The sequence below is a fragment of the Limosilactobacillus gorillae genome (assembly GCF_001293735.1).
GTDB classification, from domain to species: domain Bacteria; phylum Bacillota; class Bacilli; order Lactobacillales; family Lactobacillaceae; genus Limosilactobacillus; species Limosilactobacillus gorillae.
Window position 1 is genome coordinate 1 of the sequence record NZ_BCAH01000005.1, and the last position, 18,564, is coordinate 18,564.

Consider the following 18,564-nt stretch of genomic DNA (forward strand, 5'->3'; position numbering starts at 1 on the left):
GCCTTTTTGATATTTAGTTATTCAATAATTGTTTAATACTCTCAACTAGGCTCGGCAGCGGGTAGCCCAAGACGGTCGCAAGGTCGTTACTTGAAACATCCAGGTCACCGTGTTGGTGAGGCTCTTCAAAGGAGGCAAACTGGCTTGCCGTTTGCTCGTCCATACCCGATGCTACCAGTGCAGCTTCGTACTCGGGCCGACTCAACTTGGTGATCTTTACCTTCTTACCCAGGGCCTCTTCTAAGGCTGCCCCGAGTTCCTTGTAGCTAACCGGCTGGCCACCAAACTCGTAAACCTCCTTGGGAGCACTGGTGATCAGAACCTTAGCGGCGGCCGTGGCGTAGAGAGCTTCTGGCGCCCACGCGGCCTTACCGTCGGTCCAGTAAATGGCTGGCTGTCCCGCCTGGCCGGCCAAAAGGAAACTGAGATCATTTTCCAAGTACCAGTTGTCGCGCAAGAAGACATGAGCTAACCCGCTTTTCTTAAGCGCCTCTTCAGTCGCCTGATGGTCGTGGGCTAACGGCGCCGTGGCCTGGTCGGCGTTCGGATAACTGGTGTAGGCAACCAAGCTGACCCCGGCTGCCTTAGCAGCTTTGACCACGTTACAATGTTGAATTTCCCGGTTAACCGCCCCACCCGGCTGCGAAGAGATAAAGAGCAAGCGGTCGATTCCAGCTAGGGCCTCTTGCATCCCGGCTGGGTCGGTGTAATCCCCTTGGCGAATCTCCACGCCTGCCGGCAGGATCTCTTCACCCTTAGCGACGTTACGCACGATAGCAACCACTTGTTCCTTGCCAACCAAATTAGTCAGTTGTTTAACGGCTACCCGGCCAAAGTGACCGGTCGCAGCGGTAACGGCATACTTCATTATTTAACCCCCTCATTCTTGTTACTTTATATATCACATAGTTAATTATACCAACTGTTATTTTATTATCAACAGGCATAGCCAAAAAAAGCGCCCGGTAACGGCATACTTCATTATTTAACCCCCTCATTCTTGTTACTTTATATATCACATAGTTAATTATACCAACTGTTATTTTATTATCAACAGGCATAGCCAAAAAAAGCGCCCGGTAACGGCGCTATAATGATCATTAATGGTTATAAAACTCGACCGTTACCTGGTCGCCGTCCATCACTAATTTAGACAAACTACCGTTGGCTGGACGCTCAGTGATGTCATACTTACCAGCTCCAAAACGTTCGATTAGGGACAGGCAGGTATTGCCGTGCGACACCAACAAGACGTTAGCACCATCCGGCAAACCAGCGTTTTGAATCAAAGCCAGACCCTGGTTCATCCGCGCCCAGTATTCCTGACTATTTTCGGCATCGTGAAAAGGATCAGCATCCTTGAGCCAATCCTTGGCCGTATCGATGCTATGCTCAGTAACAATGTCCTTAAAGCTCTTCAGACCGTGGGGTGCTCCGGCGTTGTACCAGGCCTGATCCATGAAGGTTCCCTCGTAGGAGCCGTAAAATTCCTCGCGGAAGTAAGCGGCCGTCACCGGCTTTTCAACCGAGGCGGCCTGATTTTCATCTAGGATTACCTGGGCAGTTTCCACTGCCCGGGTTAGATCGGAACAAAAGGCAGCATCAAAGTGGATATCCTTGAGGCGTACGCCAGCCTGTTTTGCGTCTTCTACCCCCTTAGCAGTCAAAGGCGAATTACTCCAGCCCTGAAGCTTGTTGTAAATGTTATAGTAGGTTTGTCCATGGCGAACGAGGTAAATGTTAATCTTAGTCATCATTATCCCTCCAATGTTGGTTCTTTCAATTTCCCCCATTGTACCCCATCTTCCGTTTAATACGGCAGCATCTAACTATCTATTCCGTTAAGTTTCTTCAACGATTCTTCAAATTGCCCCGGTCACCCGGTATCTTGTGATAAAATGTTGTGCATTACCGGCTAATTTATTAGCCCTTCGTTTATACAAAATTATTCTATGTCTGCGAGGATCACTCTACGATGAAACGACTCGGAAAATTCGTGAACACCCGGATTGGCTTTTTCACCCTTCTGGTGGTTCTTTTTTGGTTAAAGACCCTGGTGGCCTACTTTACCGACTTTAAATTGGGTGCCGAAGGGATTATTCAGTACGCAATTTTACTGTTTAACCCACTAGGGACGACCCTACTCTTATTTGGGATCGCCTTTTACTTCAAGCGTTCGCGCTTCTTCTACCCAATTTTGATAGGGATTGACGTTTTAAATACGGTCCTCTTGTACCTAAACGTTATCTACTACCGAGAATTCACTGACTTCATGACAATCGCTACCATGACGGGTTACTCCAAGGTTAATCAGGGGTTGTCGGGAAGCTCAATCGCCTTGACCGCCCCTCACGACGTCATTTACTGGCTTGACATCGTGGTTATCCTGATTCTAATGCTCTTTCGTAAGATTAGGTTTGACCCCCGCGCGCTCAGCCACCGAGTTGCCTTTGCGTTCACCTCAGTGGCCCTGGTTGTCTTCGGGGTTAATCTGGCGGTAGCGGAAATGGACCGGCCCCAATTGCTCGGCCGGACGTTTGATCGGACCTACATCGTTAAGTACCTGGGCTTAGATACCTTCACGGCTTACGACCTAATCAAGACAGAGCACGTTAACGACATGCGTAAGTCCGCTACTAAATCGGAGCTAGAAAAGGTTAAGGAGTTTACTGACTCCCACTACGCCGCCCCTAACGTTAAAATGTACGGGATCGCCAAGGGACGCAACGTGATCGTAATTCACCTAGAGAGCTTCCAGCAGTTCTTGATCAACTTAAAGGTCAACGGCCAGGAGGTAACGCCGTTCTTAAACTCCCTGTACAGAAGCAAGGATACCTACGCTTTTGACAATTTCTTCCACCAGGTTGGCCAAGGGAAGACCTCAGATGCCGAAAACATGCTGGAAACTTCTACTTTCGGTCTGTCGCAAGGATCTTTGTTTGCTACCCTGGGGAGCGACAACACCTTTGAAGCGGCGCCGGCCATTTTGGCACAGCGGGCCGGCTATTCATCAGCCGTCTTCCACGGTAACGTCGCCTCATTTTGGAACCGTAACAACGTCTACAAAAACATGGGCTACCAGTACTTCTTTGATGCCTCTTATTACGACACCTCCGGCGACAAGTCGACTGGCTACGGCTTAAAGGATAAACTGCTTTTCAATGATTCAATTAAGTACCTAGAAAACCTGCAGCAGCCGTTTTACGTTAAGTACATCACGGTTACTAACCACTTCCCGTTCGACCTCGATAGTGAAGACACCGATCCTAACTTTACTGCCCCTAATACCGACAACACCACGGTTAACAACTACTTTGTGACCGCCCACTACCTCGACCAGGCAGTCCAGGAATTCTTCAATTACCTGAATAAGTCGGGACTGGCTAAAAAGTCGATCATCGTCTTGTACGGGGACCACTACGGAATCTCCAACAGTGAAAACCCAGACCTGGCCTCTGTTCTAGGCAAGAACAGTGATGACTGGACCGACTTCGACAATGCCCAACTCCAGCGGGTACCGCTGATGTTTGTCATTCCAGGGACCAACAAGGGTGGTGTTTATCATACCTACGGAGGGGAGATTGACGTCCTACCAACTCTCTTGCACCTACTGGGGATCTCAACCAAACGTTACATCATGTTTGGAACCGACCTTTTCTCCAGCCAGCACAGTCAAGTGGTGGCCTTCCGTAACCGTGACTTCGTGACGCCAAATTACACTTCACTCTCTGGGACGGTCTACAGTAATAAGACTGGTAAAGTTGCTAAGTTGACCAAGGCCGAACAAAAAAAGGTAGATGCCGACAGCGAATTGGTCAACGAGGAGCTATCCCTGTCCGATTCGCTCAATCAAAAGAACCTCCTGCGCTTTTACACGCCGAAGGGCTTCACCAAGGTCAACCCAAGCAAATATAACTATGCCAACGGATTGAAGAAGGAAAAAGAAATCGAGAAGAAGCTTGGTAACAAGTCCACCTCTTTGATCAGCGAGAACGGGGGTAAGACGACCGCCGACGTCTTCAGTACCGACGCACCTGAATTGAACCACTCTTCAACAACTTCCAACCGAATCAAGATTACCAATCCAGACGCCAACAACAACTAACAGTTAAGCGGGTCAGCATATGCTGACCCGCTTTTGTTGTATAATCAAATTAATAAAAAAAGGGGGGTGAATCAAATGTCAACCGTTTTTATCGCTCACGTCAAGCTAAGCTGGGGAAAAGCGGCCGATTACTTAATCGCTAACGATGTTGAACCTGGCCTTGCCGAGCGCTGGGACCAGGGGGATCAAAATTGGAACGCCGTTATGGTCCGAGCTTTGATCAACGTTCCGGTTGCCCCCTACCTCAAAAGTAACCGGGTAACGCCGCCGATTGCCACGGGGATTATTACCAGCCTAACCGCTGTGGAGGCCGGCCCGGCCACCGATCAACTTTTACGGACCAGGAGCCAGTTCATCATGGCTGAAATATGGCAAAGACAAGACGTTACCGTCAACACAACTTTCCTGCACCACGACCACCCCAAGTGGAGCCAACGCCAGATCCACGCCGATGTCGACTACTGGGTTAATCACCGCCGCCATCCACTGATTACTTTGATTACCAAGTGGCGGATTCAACTGCAACTGGCCCGAATTCGTAAGGAGTCCAGGCAGAAGTAAGTTCACCTGCTGAAATAAAAAAGCTGTGACGGTTTTGTCACAGCTTTTTTATTTCATAATCGTCACCACCCGGCGGTGACGCACAATTCGTCCGGTAGCCTGGAGACGCCGAAACTTACGCGATAAGGTTTCTGGCGTTGTCCCCAGGTAGGCAGCCAAATCCTTCATCTTCATTGGCAGGGTGAACCTTTTTTGTCCGCCGTGCTCAGCCTGGCGAGTCAAATAAGACCACAAGCGCTCTTCAACCGAATCCATCACCAAGTACTGGTTCTGAACCGTTAACTCTTGGACCTTGGCCATTGTTAGCTGTAAAAGCCGGGATGCCAACTCTGGGTAGTCAGCCAAGAGATTAGTGAAGTCCTCATAGCTGATTGTACAGATGGCGGCGTCTTTTTGAACCACAGCAAAGGTTGTTTCATTTTCGGTCCCGTAAAGCCACTGCTCGCCAACGTAATCACCAGTGTTCATCACAGAAAGGACCTGCTCTTCACCCTCCGCGCTAAGCTGGTAGAGCTTCACCTGACCATCCTCTACAATTACTAAGCGTCCACTGTCACCTGGGGCCAAAATAACTTGGCCGCGCTGATAACGATGATGAACCACTACCGACTCAATTCGCCGCTGGTCTTGCAATGGTAGCTGGTTAAAGAGGGGCACTAGCGAAACACAAAGATGCTCACCATTCGTCGTCTTCATCATCCTCTTGATACCTTCCCGTCATCAAATCATTACCCAGGAAATTTTGACCGGCTAAAATCTGAGCACGCATCCATTCGTCCAAATCAACCAAGGTGTGCACTAATTTCATCAGTCCTTCCTGCTTTCCTAGTGCAATTGCCTTTTGGATAAAGAGCAGTTGGGTATCAAAGTCCTTAATCAGGTCAAAGAGCTGATCCTTTCCCGGGAAATACTTAGCCGCACCGTCTTCCTTTAGCATCGTGTACTCTGTGAACTGAGCGGTTACGGTTGGTACCGCCTCACCACGCTGGACCAAGAGGTCATTGATCCGATCAAAGTAGCGGCGTTCCATTGTCAACCAATCACCTGCGTACTGAGTCAAAAACAGGCTGGCACACCCCTTAGCAAAAAGACGGGCTTGGTTAATCTTTTGTTGGTGTAACCACAGGTTGGCCAGAATGTGGCCAGTCATCGCCCCGGCTGTCGGAGTATGGTGATCGACATCAGCCTGCTTGAGTTCCGCTTGGTAGCATTCTTCGGGCGTCATTACTGAGTGACCTCCTTTTCCTTAACGTTTTTAACTTGGTATCCCAAGTTTTCAATGACCTGTTTTAAGACCGGTGCCGTCACTTGATTCGTATCCAGAGTGGCCTTGAGTTTGCCAGCGTTGAAGAGGACTTTGACCTCACTGACCCCGGCTTGGTGCTCGACCGCTGTTTTAATCTTTTCCAAGCAGGACGGACAAGACAGCCCGCCCAGTTCCATCATTATCTTCTTCATGTTTCATCCTCCTTTTTCCTTCAGTATAAACGTCTCAAATGATAAAATAATTGACCACCGTCAAGATTAACGAACTTTTAGTAACCGCATCCCATTTAAAATTACGATCAAAATGCTCAGCTCATGAATCAACATCCCCAAGGCTATATGAACGTAGCCGGCAAGGAGGCCGCCAAACAAGAGGGCAACGGTCAAAAGGGCGATCGTGATGTTTTGAGTCATGTTGGCGGACGTCTTCTTGGCAATCGTAAGTGCCAGCGGTAGCTTGGTCAAATCGGAATGAAGTAAAACGATGTCGGAAACGTCTAGGGCCACGTCGGTCCCATTGCCCATCGCAATTCCAACCTCGGCCAGTGCCAGGGCTGGGCTGTCATTAATTCCATCCCCTAAAAGGGCGACCACATGCCCACGGGCCTGTAGCTCCTTAATGATTTCAGCCTTATCAGCTGGTAGAAGGTCTCCTCTCACCTCTGTCATTCCCACCGCTCGGCCAACCTGCTCGGCGGTCGTCTGGTTGTCCCCGCTCAACATGATCAGGTTGGTGTAGCCAAGCGTCCGAAGCTTTTTAAACGTAGCCTGGGCCCCATCTTTGAGTGGATCGGTAATGGCAAGACTCCCCCTCAACACTCCGTCGACAGCCAGGTAAACCAGGGAGTAGCCCGCCGTTTGCCAGGCCTGGGTAACTTCCTTTACCGCTCCCAGACTAATTTGAAACTCACCTAGTAGCTTGGCATTGCCGACTAAGACCTGATGGCCAGCAACTTCAGCTACCATCCCCTGCCCAAGGCGCACTCTGCTTTTATCCACCGGCTGGGGGGTGGCAGCCACACCATTGAGCACTGCCTTGGCCAGCGGATGATTGGCAATTGTTTCCACGCTGACCAGCAGCTGACGATCTTCTTCACTAGCTCCGGGAGCCCACCACTGGTCAACCACTTCCGGCTGACCCTTAGTAACCGTACCGGTCTTGTCAAAAACCAGGGTATCGACCCGGTTTAAGGCGCTCAGGCTGGCACTCCCCTTGGCCAGGATTCCACGCCGGGCCGCCTGGCCAATCCCAGCAACGGTCGAAACCGGCACCCCGATCACCAGGGCCCCAGGGCAGCCCAACACCAGGATCGTGATCGCAAACGCCAAATCCCGAGTAACCAGGCCAACCAAGAGAGCTAGCACTAACACCAAGGGGGTGTAATACTTTGCAAACCGGTCAATCACCCGCTGGGCCTTGGACTTGCTATCCTGGGCCTCTTCAACCAGCTCAATAATCCGGCCGAAAGTGGTGTCTTCCCCAACCCGGCTGGCCGCAACCACTAGTAGACCATCCTCTAGAATTGTGCCGGCGCTGACGGTTTGCTCAACCATCTTTTGAATTGGCCGGGCTTCCCCGGTTAGGCTGGCCTCATTGACCACTCCGGTCCCCTTCTTGACTGTCCCGTCAACTGGGATCCGGTCACCGGCCCTAACCAAGACCAAATCACCTTGTTCAACAAAGTCAATCTCCTCAACCTCCCCGACGGTATCGTTAATGTCAGCAAGCACTTCCGCGGTTTGGGGCGCCAATTCGGTCAGTGATTTGACGGCCGCCCGGGTCTTCTTTAAGGTCACCTCCTCCAAGACGTCGCCAAGGTTAAAGAGCCACACGACGATGGCGGCTTCGTTAAACTCGCCAATAATGGCGGCACCTATGATCGCTACGGCTACCAGTAGCTCAATTGAAACCACCCGGTAGGCCAAAGCGCTCGCTGCCCGTAAGATGATCGGCACACCCCCGATAACGGCGGCGGCAATCATAAGCGGAGTGACTACCTCAAAGCTTGTCAAGCGGCTAAGCTCGGCAAGTATGATTAATAACGTCATCGCCCCAACGTTAACCCGCTGGTGGCGGCTAAAGAATGTTTGAAGCTTTCCCATCGATTATCACTGCTATATAAAATGTGAACCAAGGTAAAATTTCATAAGTCCTACCCTGTCAAAAAGAAATATAGCTTCTCCTTTCTAAATTTTATGTTCAACGACGACCTAGTCCTCGCTTCACATTATTTGACCTTCCTGACGAAAATTAGGTCTCACTAGTTGATATCTTCATATCATTCCACGTTCTTGATAACAATTACCTTCTCCCTTACCCTCCTTAGCATATCCGACAAGGCCCCACTTTAAATTGATCCATATCAAGAATCTAAAAAAACCGCCCCGGTGTTACGGAGCGGTTTTAGCCCAATATTACTGCTGGTTGATCTTCATCGAGGAACTGTGGGTGGCCATCTTTTTCTTAGGATAGAGTTCTTTAGCCAGGTTGGTGATCGCTGTTGGCGCCTCACCGAAACCAGTTGCGATCAAGTCCACCTTCCCCTCGTAAGTGGCCCCATCACCAATCGCATAAACCCCCGGCACCGAGGTCTGCATGGTAGCGTCAACCTTAATCTGTCCTCGTTCACTGGCCAAATCCAGGGACCACTCCTTTAGGGCGGCGTTGTTGGAAGTAAAGCCGTAGTTGACCAGGACCTTGTCAACTTCAAGCGGCCGTTCCTCATCGGTACGCATCTTCTTGAGGTTTAAGGTTACTGACTGATCCGCGTTAACCACCAGGTCCTTTGGCAGGAAAGGGGTCAGCTTCTCAACCGTTGATTCCTCCAGTTGCTCGACAGTTAGCGGTAAGGCGCGGAACTCATTGCGGCGGTGGACTAGGTAAACCTGCTTAGCAACGTCCTCTAGCATCAGGGCCATATCAATGGCGGCGTCCCCACCACCTAAGACGGCCACTCGTTGATCCTTGAAGTCCTTCTTGTGGTTGACAAAGTAGCGTACCTGGCGGCCTTCCAGTTCTTTGGACCCCGCTAGGGCCAGCTGACGCGGACTAAAGGCCCCATTGCCCATTGCGATCACCACTGCCTTAGACGAGGAGGTCCGCTGTTTGCTTTGGATCGTGAAAGTTCCATCTACTTCTTTGATCACGTTGGTCACCTTCTCACCCAAAAACTGGTCAACTGGAGCAACCGCAAGCTGGGCAATCAAGTCGTCAACCAGCTCTTGGCCGGTAACCCCAGCCTTCCCGGCCACATCCCAGACCCGTTTTTCTGGGTAGAGGGCGGCTGGCTGGCCCCCTAGCTGAGGGAGCGCCTCAATTAACTGAGCCTTAAGCTGGTGTAAGCCACAATAAAAGGCCGCAAACATCCCGGTGGGGCCCCCACCGATAATTGTCACGTCGTAGCATTCTTCCATGAATAATTCCTCCTCGTTTAGCTTGTTCCGCATTATACCACGTTCCCTTCAAAGCACCGTTTTCCGAACGTTCGTCCTATTTGGAATTTCGTTTGTGTTTACCCCTTGATTCAAGTATTATTGAAAACGGAATCACAAAATGTACATTACGGAGGGTTTTATAATGGCACAAAAGAAAATGATTTTGGACTTGGATACTGGGGTTGATGATGCATTGGCAATTGCTTATGCGGTTGCCGCCCCTGACGTTGACTTGATCGGGATTGTCTCCTCTTACGGGAATAACTTGATGGACGTCTGCGCTAAAAACAGCCTTAAGTTACTGGAACTGCTCGGTCAGACCGATGTTCCTGTTTACAAGGGTTTACCTCACTCCAGTACCAGTGATCATTTCGATGTAATGCAGGTTTCTAAGGATATCCATGGTAATAACGGGATCGGTGATGTTAACCTGCCAGAACCAAACCGGGCCTTAGAAGAAATGTCTGGGGTTGACTTTTACATTGAAGCCGCTCATAAATACGGTCAAGATCTAATCATCATCCCAACCGGCCCAATGACCAACCTGGCAGCCGCCCTTGAAAAGGACCCGGCAATTGCCCACTTGATTGGCAACGTTACCTTCATGGGTGGAGCCTTAACCGTTGAAGGTAACGTTACCGATGTGGCCGAAGCCAACATCAACCAGGACGCCAAAGCTGCCGACGTGGTCTTGAGAAGCGACCTGCCGCTGACGATGGTTGGTTTGGACGTAACCCTAAGAACCCTCCTAACCAAGAAGGAAACCCAACAGTGGCGTGACCTAGGCACCAAGTCTGGGATCGCCTTTGCCGATATCACCGACTTTTACATCGATGCCTATTACAACTTAGACATCGACAAGAACGGCTGTGCCTTACACGACCCGCTGGCCGTTGGGGTATCTTTGGACCCATCCTTTGTAACCACGATCTCCTTATTCATGAAGGTCATCTACGACGAACACAATTACGGCCGTACAGTTGGCGACAAGGATCGCTTAAATGACCCAAATCCGAACACCAAGGTTGCTGTGGACGTGGATAAAGATCGTTACCTCGCCACCTTCATGAACTACCTGACCAACTTGTTCAAGGAACACTAAACCTAACCTTCCCGGGTGCTCCCATCGTGGAGCACTTTTTTTATCCATTGCACCACGGATCGTTACCCTCTAATGTAACGTTAATTCCGAACACCACGGAACGTGGTCAAGATTAATTAACCCTTGGCCTTTAGTTTTCCACTTTTACCCAAGGTCTTGTGGATAAATCATGATTTATCCACAAGATATGGGAATCCCTCTTCAAGACTAGATCAAAGTCCTTTCATTTTGAACAAGGCGTGGTACCACAAACCGTTTAGACCAAGCAATCATCCCCCATTTCTTGCCCTTATCTCCAAAAACGGGTATGATGGTTACAAATCATATCTTGTCTGGGGTGCCATTGGCTGAGAAATACCCATTGAACCTGCTTTGGTTAGTACCAACGAAGGGAGCGACAGGTTAAATCCGTCAAAAATCAGCCACCCCAAAACCAGGGGTGGCTTTTTCTTTGGGCAAGGATGGTAAATACTTTTTTGGAGGATTGTTTCTCATGAACAAATCACACTTTGGTTTACGCGATGTTATCTTACTTGCCCTTATTGGAATCATCTTCGGGGTGATTTACTTTGCCGGTGACTTCGTTTATAACGCCGTCACGTTACTCTTAACCCCACTGGGTCTTGGGGCAGCCGGCAATGACTTCACCATGGGCCTGTGGTGCATGGCCGGTCCCTTAGCCGGCTTTATGCTCAAGCGACCGGGATCTGCCTTCCTAGGTGAATTTCTCGGCGCAGCCGGCGAAATGTTTTTGGGTGGCCAGTGGGGGGCAGCCAACTTGATCTCCGGGGCTGTTCAAGGGGTCGCCACTGAGCTGGGATTTACCCTGGTTGGCTATCGCTTTTACAACTGGGTAACGATCCTGTCAACCACGCTCACCACCACCATCGTAACCTTTGCCTGGGATTGGTTTAGGAACGGTTACAGCCACTTTGCCCTGCCAATCCTCTTGGCCTGCTTTGCAATTCGCTTAATCTCGATGTTTCTCTTCTGCGGGGTCTTAGTCAAGTTGATCACCAGACTCTTGGAGCGGGCCCACGTCATCCCAAACGCCCAGGTTTAAGCCCATGGAATACCGCATTCACCAACTGACCTTTACCTACCAAGAGCAGCCGGTCTTGGTTGACCTAGAACTCACCCTTAATTCCGGTACACTCTACCTCTTTTCCGGCCGTTCAGGTAGTGGTAAGTCAACCCTCTTGAAAATCCTGGCTGGCCTCTTGCCCCGCTACGGGGGAAACCTGCACGGGGAGATAACCGGAGCAGTTCCCGGAAGTGCCGCGTTGATGTTTCAAGACCCAAGCCTTCAGTTTGCCTTGGACACCCCGCGCCACGAGATTGAATTTGCTTTAGAAAACCTGGCCACTCCGCCAGATAAAATCCCGCAAAGAGTTGCCGACGCCCTAAATTTCTGTCAGGCCACCCACCTAGCCGACCGGCGACTGGTAACCCTGTCCGGGGGAGAGCAACAGCTCGTCGCCCTTGCGATCATCGTCGCCATGGACAGTCAATTGATCCTTTTAGATGAACCCTTCGCCTCCTTGGATCACAACCACCGGGCCCAGTTACTAGCTCGCCTGGTTGAGCTCAAGAATCAGGGAAAGACCATTATCATCGCTGACCACGACCTACAGGGCTATCGCCAGTACAAGCCGACCGTGATTGCCTTTGAAAAGGGGCACTGCCACGTCCTTACCGACCAAGAAGCCAATCGGCGTTTTGATCAGGCCGATGAATTAGCCAAACCACTTCTCGCCCACCTTCCGGACGAAAATGGAGCCCCCCTCTTTTCATTTGACGCCTTTGAGCTAACCACAAACGGCGCTACACTGTTAACCATCGACAAGCTCAAGCTCTTTAAGGACCGGATCACCCTCCTGACTGGAGAATCTGGTAGCGGTAAGACGACCCTCTTTAAGGCCCTAACTAAGCTACACCCCTACGTCGGTTCGGTCACCCACCAAGGCCAGGAAGTTCGAACAATTAAGGCGGCCCCTTACGCCCGTCAGGTTGGTCTAGTCTTTCAGCGAGCCAGCAACCAATACTTAAACGTAACCGTCAATGAGGAACTAGAACTCAGTCAAAAACAGGGACAAAACCCCTTCTTTACTCCCGTCCGGGTGCAAATGGCTCTGGAGAAGCTGGGCCTGGCCAAAATGGGCGAGCGGGTTGTCTATTCGCTTTCTGGCGGTCAACAAAAGAAGCTTCAGCTACTGGTGATGCTAATGATGGGCCAAGCAACCCTTCTGTTGGACGAACCCTTCGCCGGGCTGGATAACCAGTCAATCGACGTTGTTTGGCAATTAATTGAACAAAGCCGGGCAGTTTGCCCTCAGACTTTGATTATCATCAGCCACCAGTCGGCCGGGCTAGCCAGTCACATTGACTACCGCCTCCACCTCGCTGATCACCACCTCACTTACCAAGGGGAGCAACGCCATGAATCCTAGTCTACAACTACTATTAGTCCTTTGGATCTCCTTTGAGGTCTCCTTCACCAGTCGCTTAACTGCTAACCTGGTTTTCTTAATTCTCGCCATTATCGTCTTATTATTCCACCACCTCCGCTTTCGCCAGTGGCTGTGGCTAATCTGTGGTCCCTTCTTACCGGCCCTAGCCCTCTTCGTCACGATTGTTGCCTATAGCCCGGGCCACGATCTACACTTCGGCTTGGTCCTGGTTTCCCGGATCTACCTCTATGTGATGGCCGGAGCGACGGTAACCTTCACCACCACCCCACTCAAGCTCGCTCAATCCTTAGAGCAAACCGCTCACTTGCCAGCTAAGTTTGCCTACGGGACTCTTTCGGCGGTTAACCTATTACCAAAAATCAAGCAAGAGGTCACCCAGATTAAAGCAGCCGCCTTGATGCGCGGCGTCACCCTTCACTTGTGGTCACCAACCCTGTACTTTAAGGCGATCCTGGTGGCGATTAACTGGTCCGACCAGCTGGCCCAAGCCATTGAATCACACGGTTTTGTCGAGGGGCATCCCCGTACGGCAGCCCACCCGATCACCGTTCACTGGTACGACTGGGTGCTCCTTACTTCGGGAATTATAATTTTACAAGTACTCTTGATCGCCTTTCCCTAAGCTTTTCGGTATACTAGAAGAAAAGCGTTTGGGAGGAGATTTTCAATGAACGAGCAAGCCCTTACGACCCGCTTTATGGGCGGCCTTAGCTACCTGAGCATTATGTTTTTACCGGTCCTATTCCCACTAATTGTCTGGATCGTAGCCCGAAGTGACAATCCGAACCTTGCCTCCCACGCCAGAATGGCCTTTTGGACGCAGCTTGTCCCCCTAATCATGGTCCTCGTTCTCCTACTGGGCTATGGTATCCTCGGGGTAGCGAACATGATCAGCTTAAATGCCTCATCTAGCTGGTTCGTGGTTCTTTGGATCACCCTACTGTGCCTGGTCAGCCTGGTCCTCTACATTTATAACATTGCCATGGCCGTCCTGGTCTTTTTAGGACGGCGCTAGGCCCTGACGCTTCTGAACCTTGGTCCAGGAGCGTTTTTTACATAAATCACAGAAAGGATGATCATTTTTGTCGACGGTTTTTGGAATCTTACTGCTCCTAATCGCCGTGGTGGCCGCTAATATTTTGCACCTGCTCTGGCCCCGGTTACCACTGGCCATCTACCAAATTTTAGCCGGGGTTATTTTAGCCCTAATTCCGGTCCAGTCGCATACCTTTGAACTGGAGCCGGAAACCTTCTTACTCTTAATCATCGCCCCCTTACTCTTCAATGACGGGCAATCCACCGCCCTGCGCGAGCTTTCTCACGGAATCAGGCAGATGCTTTCAATGGCTGTCTTCCTGGCGGTTGTTTCAGTCCTGGTCGTTGGGGTTGGCTTACACCTAACGATGGCGGCGACCTTCTCCTTACCCCTGGCCTTTATGCTGGGATCAATCATTGCCCCGACCGATGCAGTTGCCGTTAAGTCACTATCAGCCACGGTTGCCATGCCCGAAAACGTCAACCGGACCCTGGAGCACGAGGCCCTCTTCAACGATGCCTCCGGGCTGGTCTTGTTTGGTCTAGCCACTAGTACCCTTTCCTCGGGCCACTTTTCGCTCAGCCAGGGGATCTTCACCTTCCTCTATGTCTTTTTGGGCGGGATTATCTTTGGGGCAATCATTGGCTTCTTGGTCATCAATCTGCGAACAACATTAATGCGCTCCCACGTTGACATCGGCCGGATTGTCATCCCGATCAACCTGATGACCCCGATCGTCACCTACTGGTTTGCTGAAGAACTGCATCTTTCTGGTATTCTGGCCGTGGTAGCCGCTGGACTCGTCCACGCTCTCCTGTACACCCGGTTACGACTAACCTCAGCCAAAGTCCAAATCGCCTCTACTACGATCTGGTCAATGGCCTCAGACATCTTAAACGGACTGGTTTTCGTCTTCTTGGGGGTTACCCTCCCCGGGGTCTTGGGTCACACCGCCATCGGCCATTTAGCTGAGATTTTCGTGGTCGCCGTTGTCCTCTACCTGGTAATGGGGCTCTTACGCTACTTGTGGAGTCAGCTCAAGTTCGTCGACTTAAACTCTAAACCCAAGCGCAGAAAAAAGGACAGCTTCCTCTTAGCCTTAGGGGGAATCCACGGGACAATCACTTTGGCAATGGCCTTTTCAATTCCACATACTATCAACGGGCAGCCCCTGGCCGCTCGTACCACCATGATCTTAATCGCTGCCTTTGTGATCATCATTAGTATTACCGTTGGAACGCTGGCCTTTCCCCGTGTCCTACCTAAAAAGAAGAAGAGCTACCGGCAGAGTGACTTCCAAGACCAGCTCAATAAGACCGTCCACTACGCCATTGACCAGCTAGCCGACGAACCCGGCGGGGCGGCCGAAAAGGCGGTTGTCATCAACGGGCTAGCCAGCCAAAATACCTTAACCTTCAAGACCCACCAGGCCCTCTTTCAAAAAATTTACGACCAGGCCCATGAAGTTGAGCTTGAAGCGATCGCCAAACTCAACGAAGAGGGCAAGGTGACCGACAAGATTGCCCGCCTCTACGTAGGATTAATTTCCCGGGAATTAGCCGGTCGCGGTGAGGGCCTGTTCAGTCTGTGGCGGGCGGCCTACTACCGCTTCAAGTGGCACCGGGTTCGCCACAAGGTCTCCCGGATTCCCCCAGCTCAGGCCGAGTACTTTAAGCATGAAGTTGCTTCAATCCAGCAGCAGATTGCCCAAGTCTTTGATCTGGTCTATCCCCAAGTGAACACCTACCTAAAGGAGATCCAGACCACAAAAAACATTCACGAAGTCACGATGGTCAGGCGGTCCTACTTTAACCGTCAGCGCCTCTTCCGTCGGCATGAACATCTCGACAACGAGCAGATCGATACCCTCTTCGTTGCGGCCTTCCAGTTTGAACATTCCTATATTCAGCAGGCGGCCGCCAATGGCGTGATCTCAATTGAACTGGCCAACGCCCTTAATGAACATATCTCCACCGACCAACTGGTTTACATCCAGTCTTCAAACTAACCGTGGCCCTCTTGAATATTTAATGAAAAAGCTTCCGCCTGTAAACAGGGCGGAAGCTTTTTAGTTACTTAACATACTTGGCTAAGAAGTCTTTAATGTGTGCTTGGTAAGCGGCTGGGGCGGTCGCAAACGACTTAGCGTGCACGGCCCCCTTGACCAGCCATAACTGTTTTGCCCCCCGGGTAGCGGCGTAGTTTTGGTAGACCATCGCCGTTGGAACAAAGGTGTCCTTAGTACCATGGATAAAGAGCATTGGGCGCTTATTATGGTGCAGGGCGTTGACCGCACTGGCCTGGCCGATGAAAAAGCCGTTAGCTATCCGGTTAATCCCGCTCATCGTCTTAATTAACGGCCAGGCAACCCAGCCAGGCAGGTGGTAAAGATCCTTGGCCTCGTGCATTAGTTCAGCGTTGACACTGATATAGCCACAGTCTTCCACAAAGGCCTTGACCTGACGCGGGAGTTTAAGGCCCGACGTCATCATTGTCGTAGCGCCCCCCATTGAAACTCCAAACATCACAATTTGACTATTTTGACCGTTCTTTTCAATCAGCCGGTCAATCCACTTGCGCTCGTCAAAACGTTCCGGCCAGCCATAGCCAATGTATTTCCCCTGGCTCTTGCCGTGAGCCCGGGCATCAGGGATCAAGACGTTGTAGCCTAGTTGATGGAACATGGCTGCGTAGGCTCCCATCGATTCCTTATTGTTCATATAGCCGTGAGCAATTAGGACCGATTTGGTGGTCTTCTTTGCCGCCGGGATGTAGTCAGCGTCCAGCTTCAGATGATCACTAGCTGATTCCATCGTCCACACCTGCTTAGTGGCCGTCTTAAACCACCGCTTCTGAGTGTAAAGCGGGTCGGACTTCTCCAGACGGACGTTGTTGTTAATAAAGGACTTGTGTCCGGCGACCATTGCCACATTAAAAAAGTAGACTGCCGCCCCTAAAAAGCCCCCCACCAAGAGGAAGGCAATGACACCGACCACTAAGGGCCAGTGTCGCTTTTTGGTTATTGTTTTCTTCATCAATTTCTCTCCTCAATCATTGCGCCTATCAATTCTACCACGCTCGGTGGGGCAACGCCATTTGCTTTTCCTGGGCCACGAGGCGTGGTGTGAATGGTATAATGTTCTTGAATTGAGGAAGGAAGTGTTGAAATGTTTCCAGAACGTCTCCGGGCCCTACGCACCGGACAAAAAATTACCCTCCAAGAACTTGCCAACGGCTTAAGCCAGCACCTGGCCCCGGGCGAAAAGCCCAATACCCCTTCTCAGTTGGGAAACTGGGAACGAGGAATCCGGACTCCATCATACGTGGAGGTCCGTAAGTTAGCCGAGTATTTTAACGTCAGCCTCGACTACCTAACTGGGCGCGCTGACCATGACGAGACCGACCTGGCGAAGCTCTTTTTCGATACCAAAAAAGAATTAACCTTCAACCAACGCACCCTAACCGGCGAGGATCGTTACGAAATCTTCCAACTGATCGACGGTTACTTTAAGGGTCGCGACAACCGTCATGAAACGGCCACCTTCTACGGTCAACAAGAGGAACTAAACTTAAACTTTAAGGACTAATTATGAACCCCAAAAAACTACGCCAATTAAAAAAGGCCACTAAAAAGGCCCACTCCAATTCTCCCGCCCCCTATATCGAGCAACTAACCCACTATCGAGACCTATTTGATGCTGTACCTCAGGTTAAATACCTACTCAACGCCGCTTTGTTAGACGATCAACTATTAAAATCGGGTCTCTTACCCCAGCCATTGCCTAAGTTACTGTTACCCGATGACATTCAGACCACGATTTACAACCAGCTGGCGGCTAAGTACCCGCAGGGCGATGTCAAAGGAGACCGTTTGTGGGATCAGTATACGGCTGCCCTCCCCAAGGTCGACCACCTCTTGCGCGATTATCGTGATTACCTGGAGGAAACTTACGGGCTGTGGTCCTTCACCAACGTTGCCTTTGTGGCCAGCCTGAGTGATTACTTAAAGGGTGCACCGGTCTTGGAAGTGATGGCCGGCAACGGTTACCTATCCAAGGGTCTAAAGGACAAACGCCCCACCCAAACCGTAATTACCACCGATAGTACCGCCTGGGTTAAGGAAAACCAGACGGGGCGCCGACCAGTCACCCAGATTGAGCCCCTGGATGCCATTGCTGCTGTCGACAAGTATGCCAGTAAGGTTAAGTACGTACTAATGTCATGGGCCCCAGACAAGGGCGAGGCCGATTGGGATTTACTCAACCACCTACGCACCAACTACCCCGATGTCAAGTTGTTAGTGATTGGTGAAAAGAACGGCGCCACTAATTCCAAGCGCTTTTGGAAGGAAGCTCGGTTAACCCAAGTTGGACTGGAAAAAGTTAACGCCGATCTAAGGTCCTTTGACTTGATTGACGAACAAGTTTACCTTGTTGAGTAATAAGAAACGCCCCCTGAATGTGGATTCAGGGGGCGTTTTGTTTGGCAAAGCGTAGCTTAATAGCTACGCCGGTGTGTATTGATACTATCTCAGGTCGTACCGGTCGTCCACTACCAGTTTGACCAGGCACCCTACAATCCGGTAGGT

The 18,564-nt window shown here is 50.8% G+C and carries 18 protein-coding genes and 1 riboswitch; of the genes, 10 read left to right on the top strand and 8 right to left on the bottom strand.

Annotated features, from left to right (window positions below):
* Window positions 1-13 precede the first annotated feature (13 nt).
* The gene (locus tag AOQ57_RS00520; RefSeq protein ID WP_093624150.1) at window positions 14-868 is read right to left on the bottom strand and encodes an SDR family oxidoreductase; all 855 of its coding nucleotides are present in this window, start codon (window positions 866-868) and stop codon (window positions 14-16) included.
* 232 nt (window positions 869-1,100) lie between these two features.
* Window positions 1,101-1,754 carry a histidine phosphatase family protein gene (locus tag AOQ57_RS00525; protein WP_093624152.1) on the bottom strand — a complete coding sequence of 218 codons (654 nt, stop codon included), beginning with the start codon at window positions 1,752-1,754 and terminating at the stop codon, window positions 1,101-1,103.
* Window positions 1,755-1,975: 221 nt separating this feature from the next.
* Here AOQ57_RS00525 and AOQ57_RS00530 point away from each other — a divergent pair, with 221 nt between their 5' ends.
* Both AOQ57_RS00530 and AOQ57_RS00535 read left to right on the top strand, forming a co-directional pair.
* Entirely contained in the window at window positions 1,976-4,105 is a 2,130-nt protein-coding gene (locus tag AOQ57_RS00530; RefSeq protein WP_093624154.1) for an LTA synthase family protein, read from the top strand.
* A gap of 75 nt (window positions 4,106-4,180) precedes the next feature.
* A complete protein-coding gene (locus AOQ57_RS00535) occupies window positions 4,181-4,666 on the top strand; it encodes a DUF7679 family protein (RefSeq protein ID WP_093624156.1) in 486 nt (161 codons plus the stop codon).
* A 48-nt stretch (window positions 4,667-4,714) separates the two neighbouring features.
* On the opposite strand, the gene AOQ57_RS00540 is transcribed toward AOQ57_RS00535, so the two are convergent.
* The 5 genes from AOQ57_RS00540 to AOQ57_RS00560 all read right to left on the bottom strand — a co-directional run bounded on the left by AOQ57_RS00540 (window position 4,715) and on the right by AOQ57_RS00560 (window position 9,346).
* Window positions 4,715-5,365 carry a Crp/Fnr family transcriptional regulator gene (locus AOQ57_RS00540; RefSeq protein ID WP_093624158.1) on the bottom strand — a complete coding sequence of 217 codons (651 nt, stop codon included), beginning with the start codon at window positions 5,363-5,365 and terminating at the stop codon, window positions 4,715-4,717.
* Window positions 5,343-5,891 (bottom strand): ferritin family protein, encoded by a 549-nt coding sequence (locus AOQ57_RS00545; RefSeq protein WP_093624160.1) that lies wholly within the window; start codon window positions 5,889-5,891, stop codon window positions 5,343-5,345. Before AOQ57_RS00545 ends, AOQ57_RS00540 begins: the two co-directional genes overlap by 23 nt.
* On the bottom strand, window positions 5,891-6,124 hold the full coding sequence (locus AOQ57_RS00550) for a heavy-metal-associated domain-containing protein (protein ID WP_093624162.1): 234 nt from the start codon (window positions 6,122-6,124) through the stop codon (window positions 5,891-5,893). The genes AOQ57_RS00545 and AOQ57_RS00550 overlap by 1 nt, the downstream gene beginning before the upstream one ends.
* A 66-nt stretch (window positions 6,125-6,190) precedes the next feature.
* Entirely contained in the window at window positions 6,191-8,035 is a 1,845-nt protein-coding gene (locus AOQ57_RS00555) for a heavy metal translocating P-type ATPase (protein ID WP_093624164.1), read from the bottom strand.
* A gap of 312 nt (window positions 8,036-8,347) precedes the next feature.
* Window positions 8,348-9,346: an NAD(P)/FAD-dependent oxidoreductase gene (locus AOQ57_RS00560; protein WP_093624166.1), complete on the bottom strand. Its 999-nt coding sequence runs from the start codon at window positions 9,344-9,346 to the stop codon at window positions 8,348-8,350.
* A gap of 163 nt (window positions 9,347-9,509) precedes the next feature.
* Between AOQ57_RS00560 and AOQ57_RS00565 the strand changes: the two genes are divergently transcribed.
* The 6 genes from AOQ57_RS00565 to AOQ57_RS00590 all read left to right on the top strand — a co-directional run bounded on the left by AOQ57_RS00565 (window position 9,510) and on the right by AOQ57_RS00590 (window position 15,984).
* Window positions 9,510-10,469: a nucleoside hydrolase gene (locus AOQ57_RS00565; RefSeq protein ID WP_093624168.1), complete on the top strand. Its 960-nt coding sequence runs from the start codon at window positions 9,510-9,512 to the stop codon at window positions 10,467-10,469.
* Window positions 10,470-10,792: 323 nt separating this feature from the next.
* Window positions 10,793-10,882: riboswitch (TPP riboswitch) on the top strand.
* 80 nt (window positions 10,883-10,962) lie between these two features.
* Window positions 10,963-11,532 carry an ECF transporter S component gene (locus AOQ57_RS00570; RefSeq protein ID WP_093624170.1) on the top strand — a complete coding sequence of 190 codons (570 nt, stop codon included), beginning with the start codon at window positions 10,963-10,965 and terminating at the stop codon, window positions 11,530-11,532.
* A gap of 4 nt (window positions 11,533-11,536) precedes the next feature.
* Window positions 11,537-12,919, top strand: coding sequence for an ATP-binding cassette domain-containing protein (locus tag AOQ57_RS00575; RefSeq protein WP_093624172.1), 1,383 nt, complete (start codon window positions 11,537-11,539; stop codon window positions 12,917-12,919).
* On the top strand, window positions 12,909-13,562 hold the full coding sequence (locus AOQ57_RS00580; RefSeq protein WP_093624174.1) for an energy-coupling factor transporter transmembrane component T family protein: 654 nt from the start codon (window positions 12,909-12,911) through the stop codon (window positions 13,560-13,562). Before AOQ57_RS00575 ends, AOQ57_RS00580 begins: the two co-directional genes overlap by 11 nt.
* Before the next feature lie 45 nt (window positions 13,563-13,607).
* The gene (locus tag AOQ57_RS00585) at window positions 13,608-13,955 is read left to right on the top strand and encodes a magnetosome magnetite crystal formation protein family (RefSeq protein WP_093624176.1); all 348 of its coding nucleotides are present in this window, start codon (window positions 13,608-13,610) and stop codon (window positions 13,953-13,955) included.
* Between the two features lie 67 nt (window positions 13,956-14,022).
* Entirely contained in the window at window positions 14,023-15,984 is a 1,962-nt protein-coding gene (locus AOQ57_RS00590) for a cation:proton antiporter (RefSeq protein WP_093624178.1), read from the top strand.
* Between the two features lie 64 nt (window positions 15,985-16,048).
* Here the strand turns inward: AOQ57_RS00590 and AOQ57_RS00595 are convergent, their stop codons facing one another.
* A complete protein-coding gene (locus AOQ57_RS00595) occupies window positions 16,049-17,011 on the bottom strand; it encodes an alpha/beta hydrolase (protein WP_093624180.1) in 963 nt (320 codons plus the stop codon).
* A 132-nt stretch (window positions 17,012-17,143) separates the two neighbouring features.
* Between AOQ57_RS00595 and AOQ57_RS00600 the strand changes: the two genes are divergently transcribed.
* Together AOQ57_RS00600 and AOQ57_RS00605 are read left to right on the top strand one after the other, a co-directional pair.
* On the top strand, window positions 17,144-17,563 hold the full coding sequence (locus AOQ57_RS00600; protein WP_093624182.1) for a helix-turn-helix domain-containing protein: 420 nt from the start codon (window positions 17,144-17,146) through the stop codon (window positions 17,561-17,563).
* 2 nt (window positions 17,564-17,565) lie between these two features.
* The gene (locus AOQ57_RS00605; RefSeq protein WP_093624184.1) at window positions 17,566-18,417 is read left to right on the top strand and encodes an SAM-dependent methyltransferase; all 852 of its coding nucleotides are present in this window, start codon (window positions 17,566-17,568) and stop codon (window positions 18,415-18,417) included.
* The last annotated feature ends 147 nt before the right edge of the window (window positions 18,418-18,564 follow it).

Excerpts from the sequence above, each read along its gene's own strand:
- AOQ57_RS00520 (WP_093624150.1), bottom strand. The coding sequence starts at position 868 with ATGAAGTATGCCGTTACCGCTGCGACCGGTCACTTTGGCCGGGTAGCC.
- AOQ57_RS00525 (WP_093624152.1), bottom strand. The coding sequence starts at position 1,754 with ATGACTAAGATTAACATTTACCTCGTTCGCCATGGACAAACCTACTAT.
- AOQ57_RS00545 (WP_093624160.1), bottom strand. The coding sequence starts at position 5,891 with ATGACGCCCGAAGAATGCTACCAAGCGGAACTCAAGCAGGCTGATGTC.
- AOQ57_RS00540 (WP_093624158.1), bottom strand. The coding sequence starts at position 5,365 with ATGATGAAGACGACGAATGGTGAGCATCTTTGTGTTTCGCTAGTGCCC.
- AOQ57_RS00580 (WP_093624174.1), top strand. The coding sequence starts at position 12,909 with ATGAATCCTAGTCTACAACTACTATTAGTCCTTTGGATCTCCTTTGAG.
- AOQ57_RS00600 (WP_093624182.1), top strand. The coding sequence starts at position 17,144 with ATGTTTCCAGAACGTCTCCGGGCCCTACGCACCGGACAAAAAATTACC.
- AOQ57_RS00530 (WP_093624154.1), top strand. The coding sequence starts at position 1,976 with ATGAAACGACTCGGAAAATTCGTGAACACCCGGATTGGCTTTTTCACC.
- AOQ57_RS00560 (WP_093624166.1), bottom strand. The coding sequence starts at position 9,346 with ATGGAAGAATGCTACGACGTGACAATTATCGGTGGGGGCCCCACCGGG.
- AOQ57_RS00605 (WP_093624184.1), top strand. The coding sequence starts at position 17,566 with ATGAACCCCAAAAAACTACGCCAATTAAAAAAGGCCACTAAAAAGGCC.
- AOQ57_RS00595 (WP_093624180.1), bottom strand. The coding sequence starts at position 17,011 with ATGAAGAAAACAATAACCAAAAAGCGACACTGGCCCTTAGTGGTCGGT.
- AOQ57_RS00575 (WP_093624172.1), top strand. The coding sequence starts at position 11,537 with ATGGAATACCGCATTCACCAACTGACCTTTACCTACCAAGAGCAGCCG.
- AOQ57_RS00555 (WP_093624164.1), bottom strand. The coding sequence starts at position 8,035 with ATGGGAAAGCTTCAAACATTCTTTAGCCGCCACCAGCGGGTTAACGTT.
- AOQ57_RS00535 (WP_093624156.1), top strand. The coding sequence starts at position 4,181 with ATGTCAACCGTTTTTATCGCTCACGTCAAGCTAAGCTGGGGAAAAGCG.
- AOQ57_RS00565 (WP_093624168.1), top strand. The coding sequence starts at position 9,510 with ATGGCACAAAAGAAAATGATTTTGGACTTGGATACTGGGGTTGATGAT.
- AOQ57_RS00570 (WP_093624170.1), top strand. The coding sequence starts at position 10,963 with ATGAACAAATCACACTTTGGTTTACGCGATGTTATCTTACTTGCCCTT.
- AOQ57_RS00585 (WP_093624176.1), top strand. The coding sequence starts at position 13,608 with ATGAACGAGCAAGCCCTTACGACCCGCTTTATGGGCGGCCTTAGCTAC.
- AOQ57_RS00550 (WP_093624162.1), bottom strand. The coding sequence starts at position 6,124 with ATGAAGAAGATAATGATGGAACTGGGCGGGCTGTCTTGTCCGTCCTGC.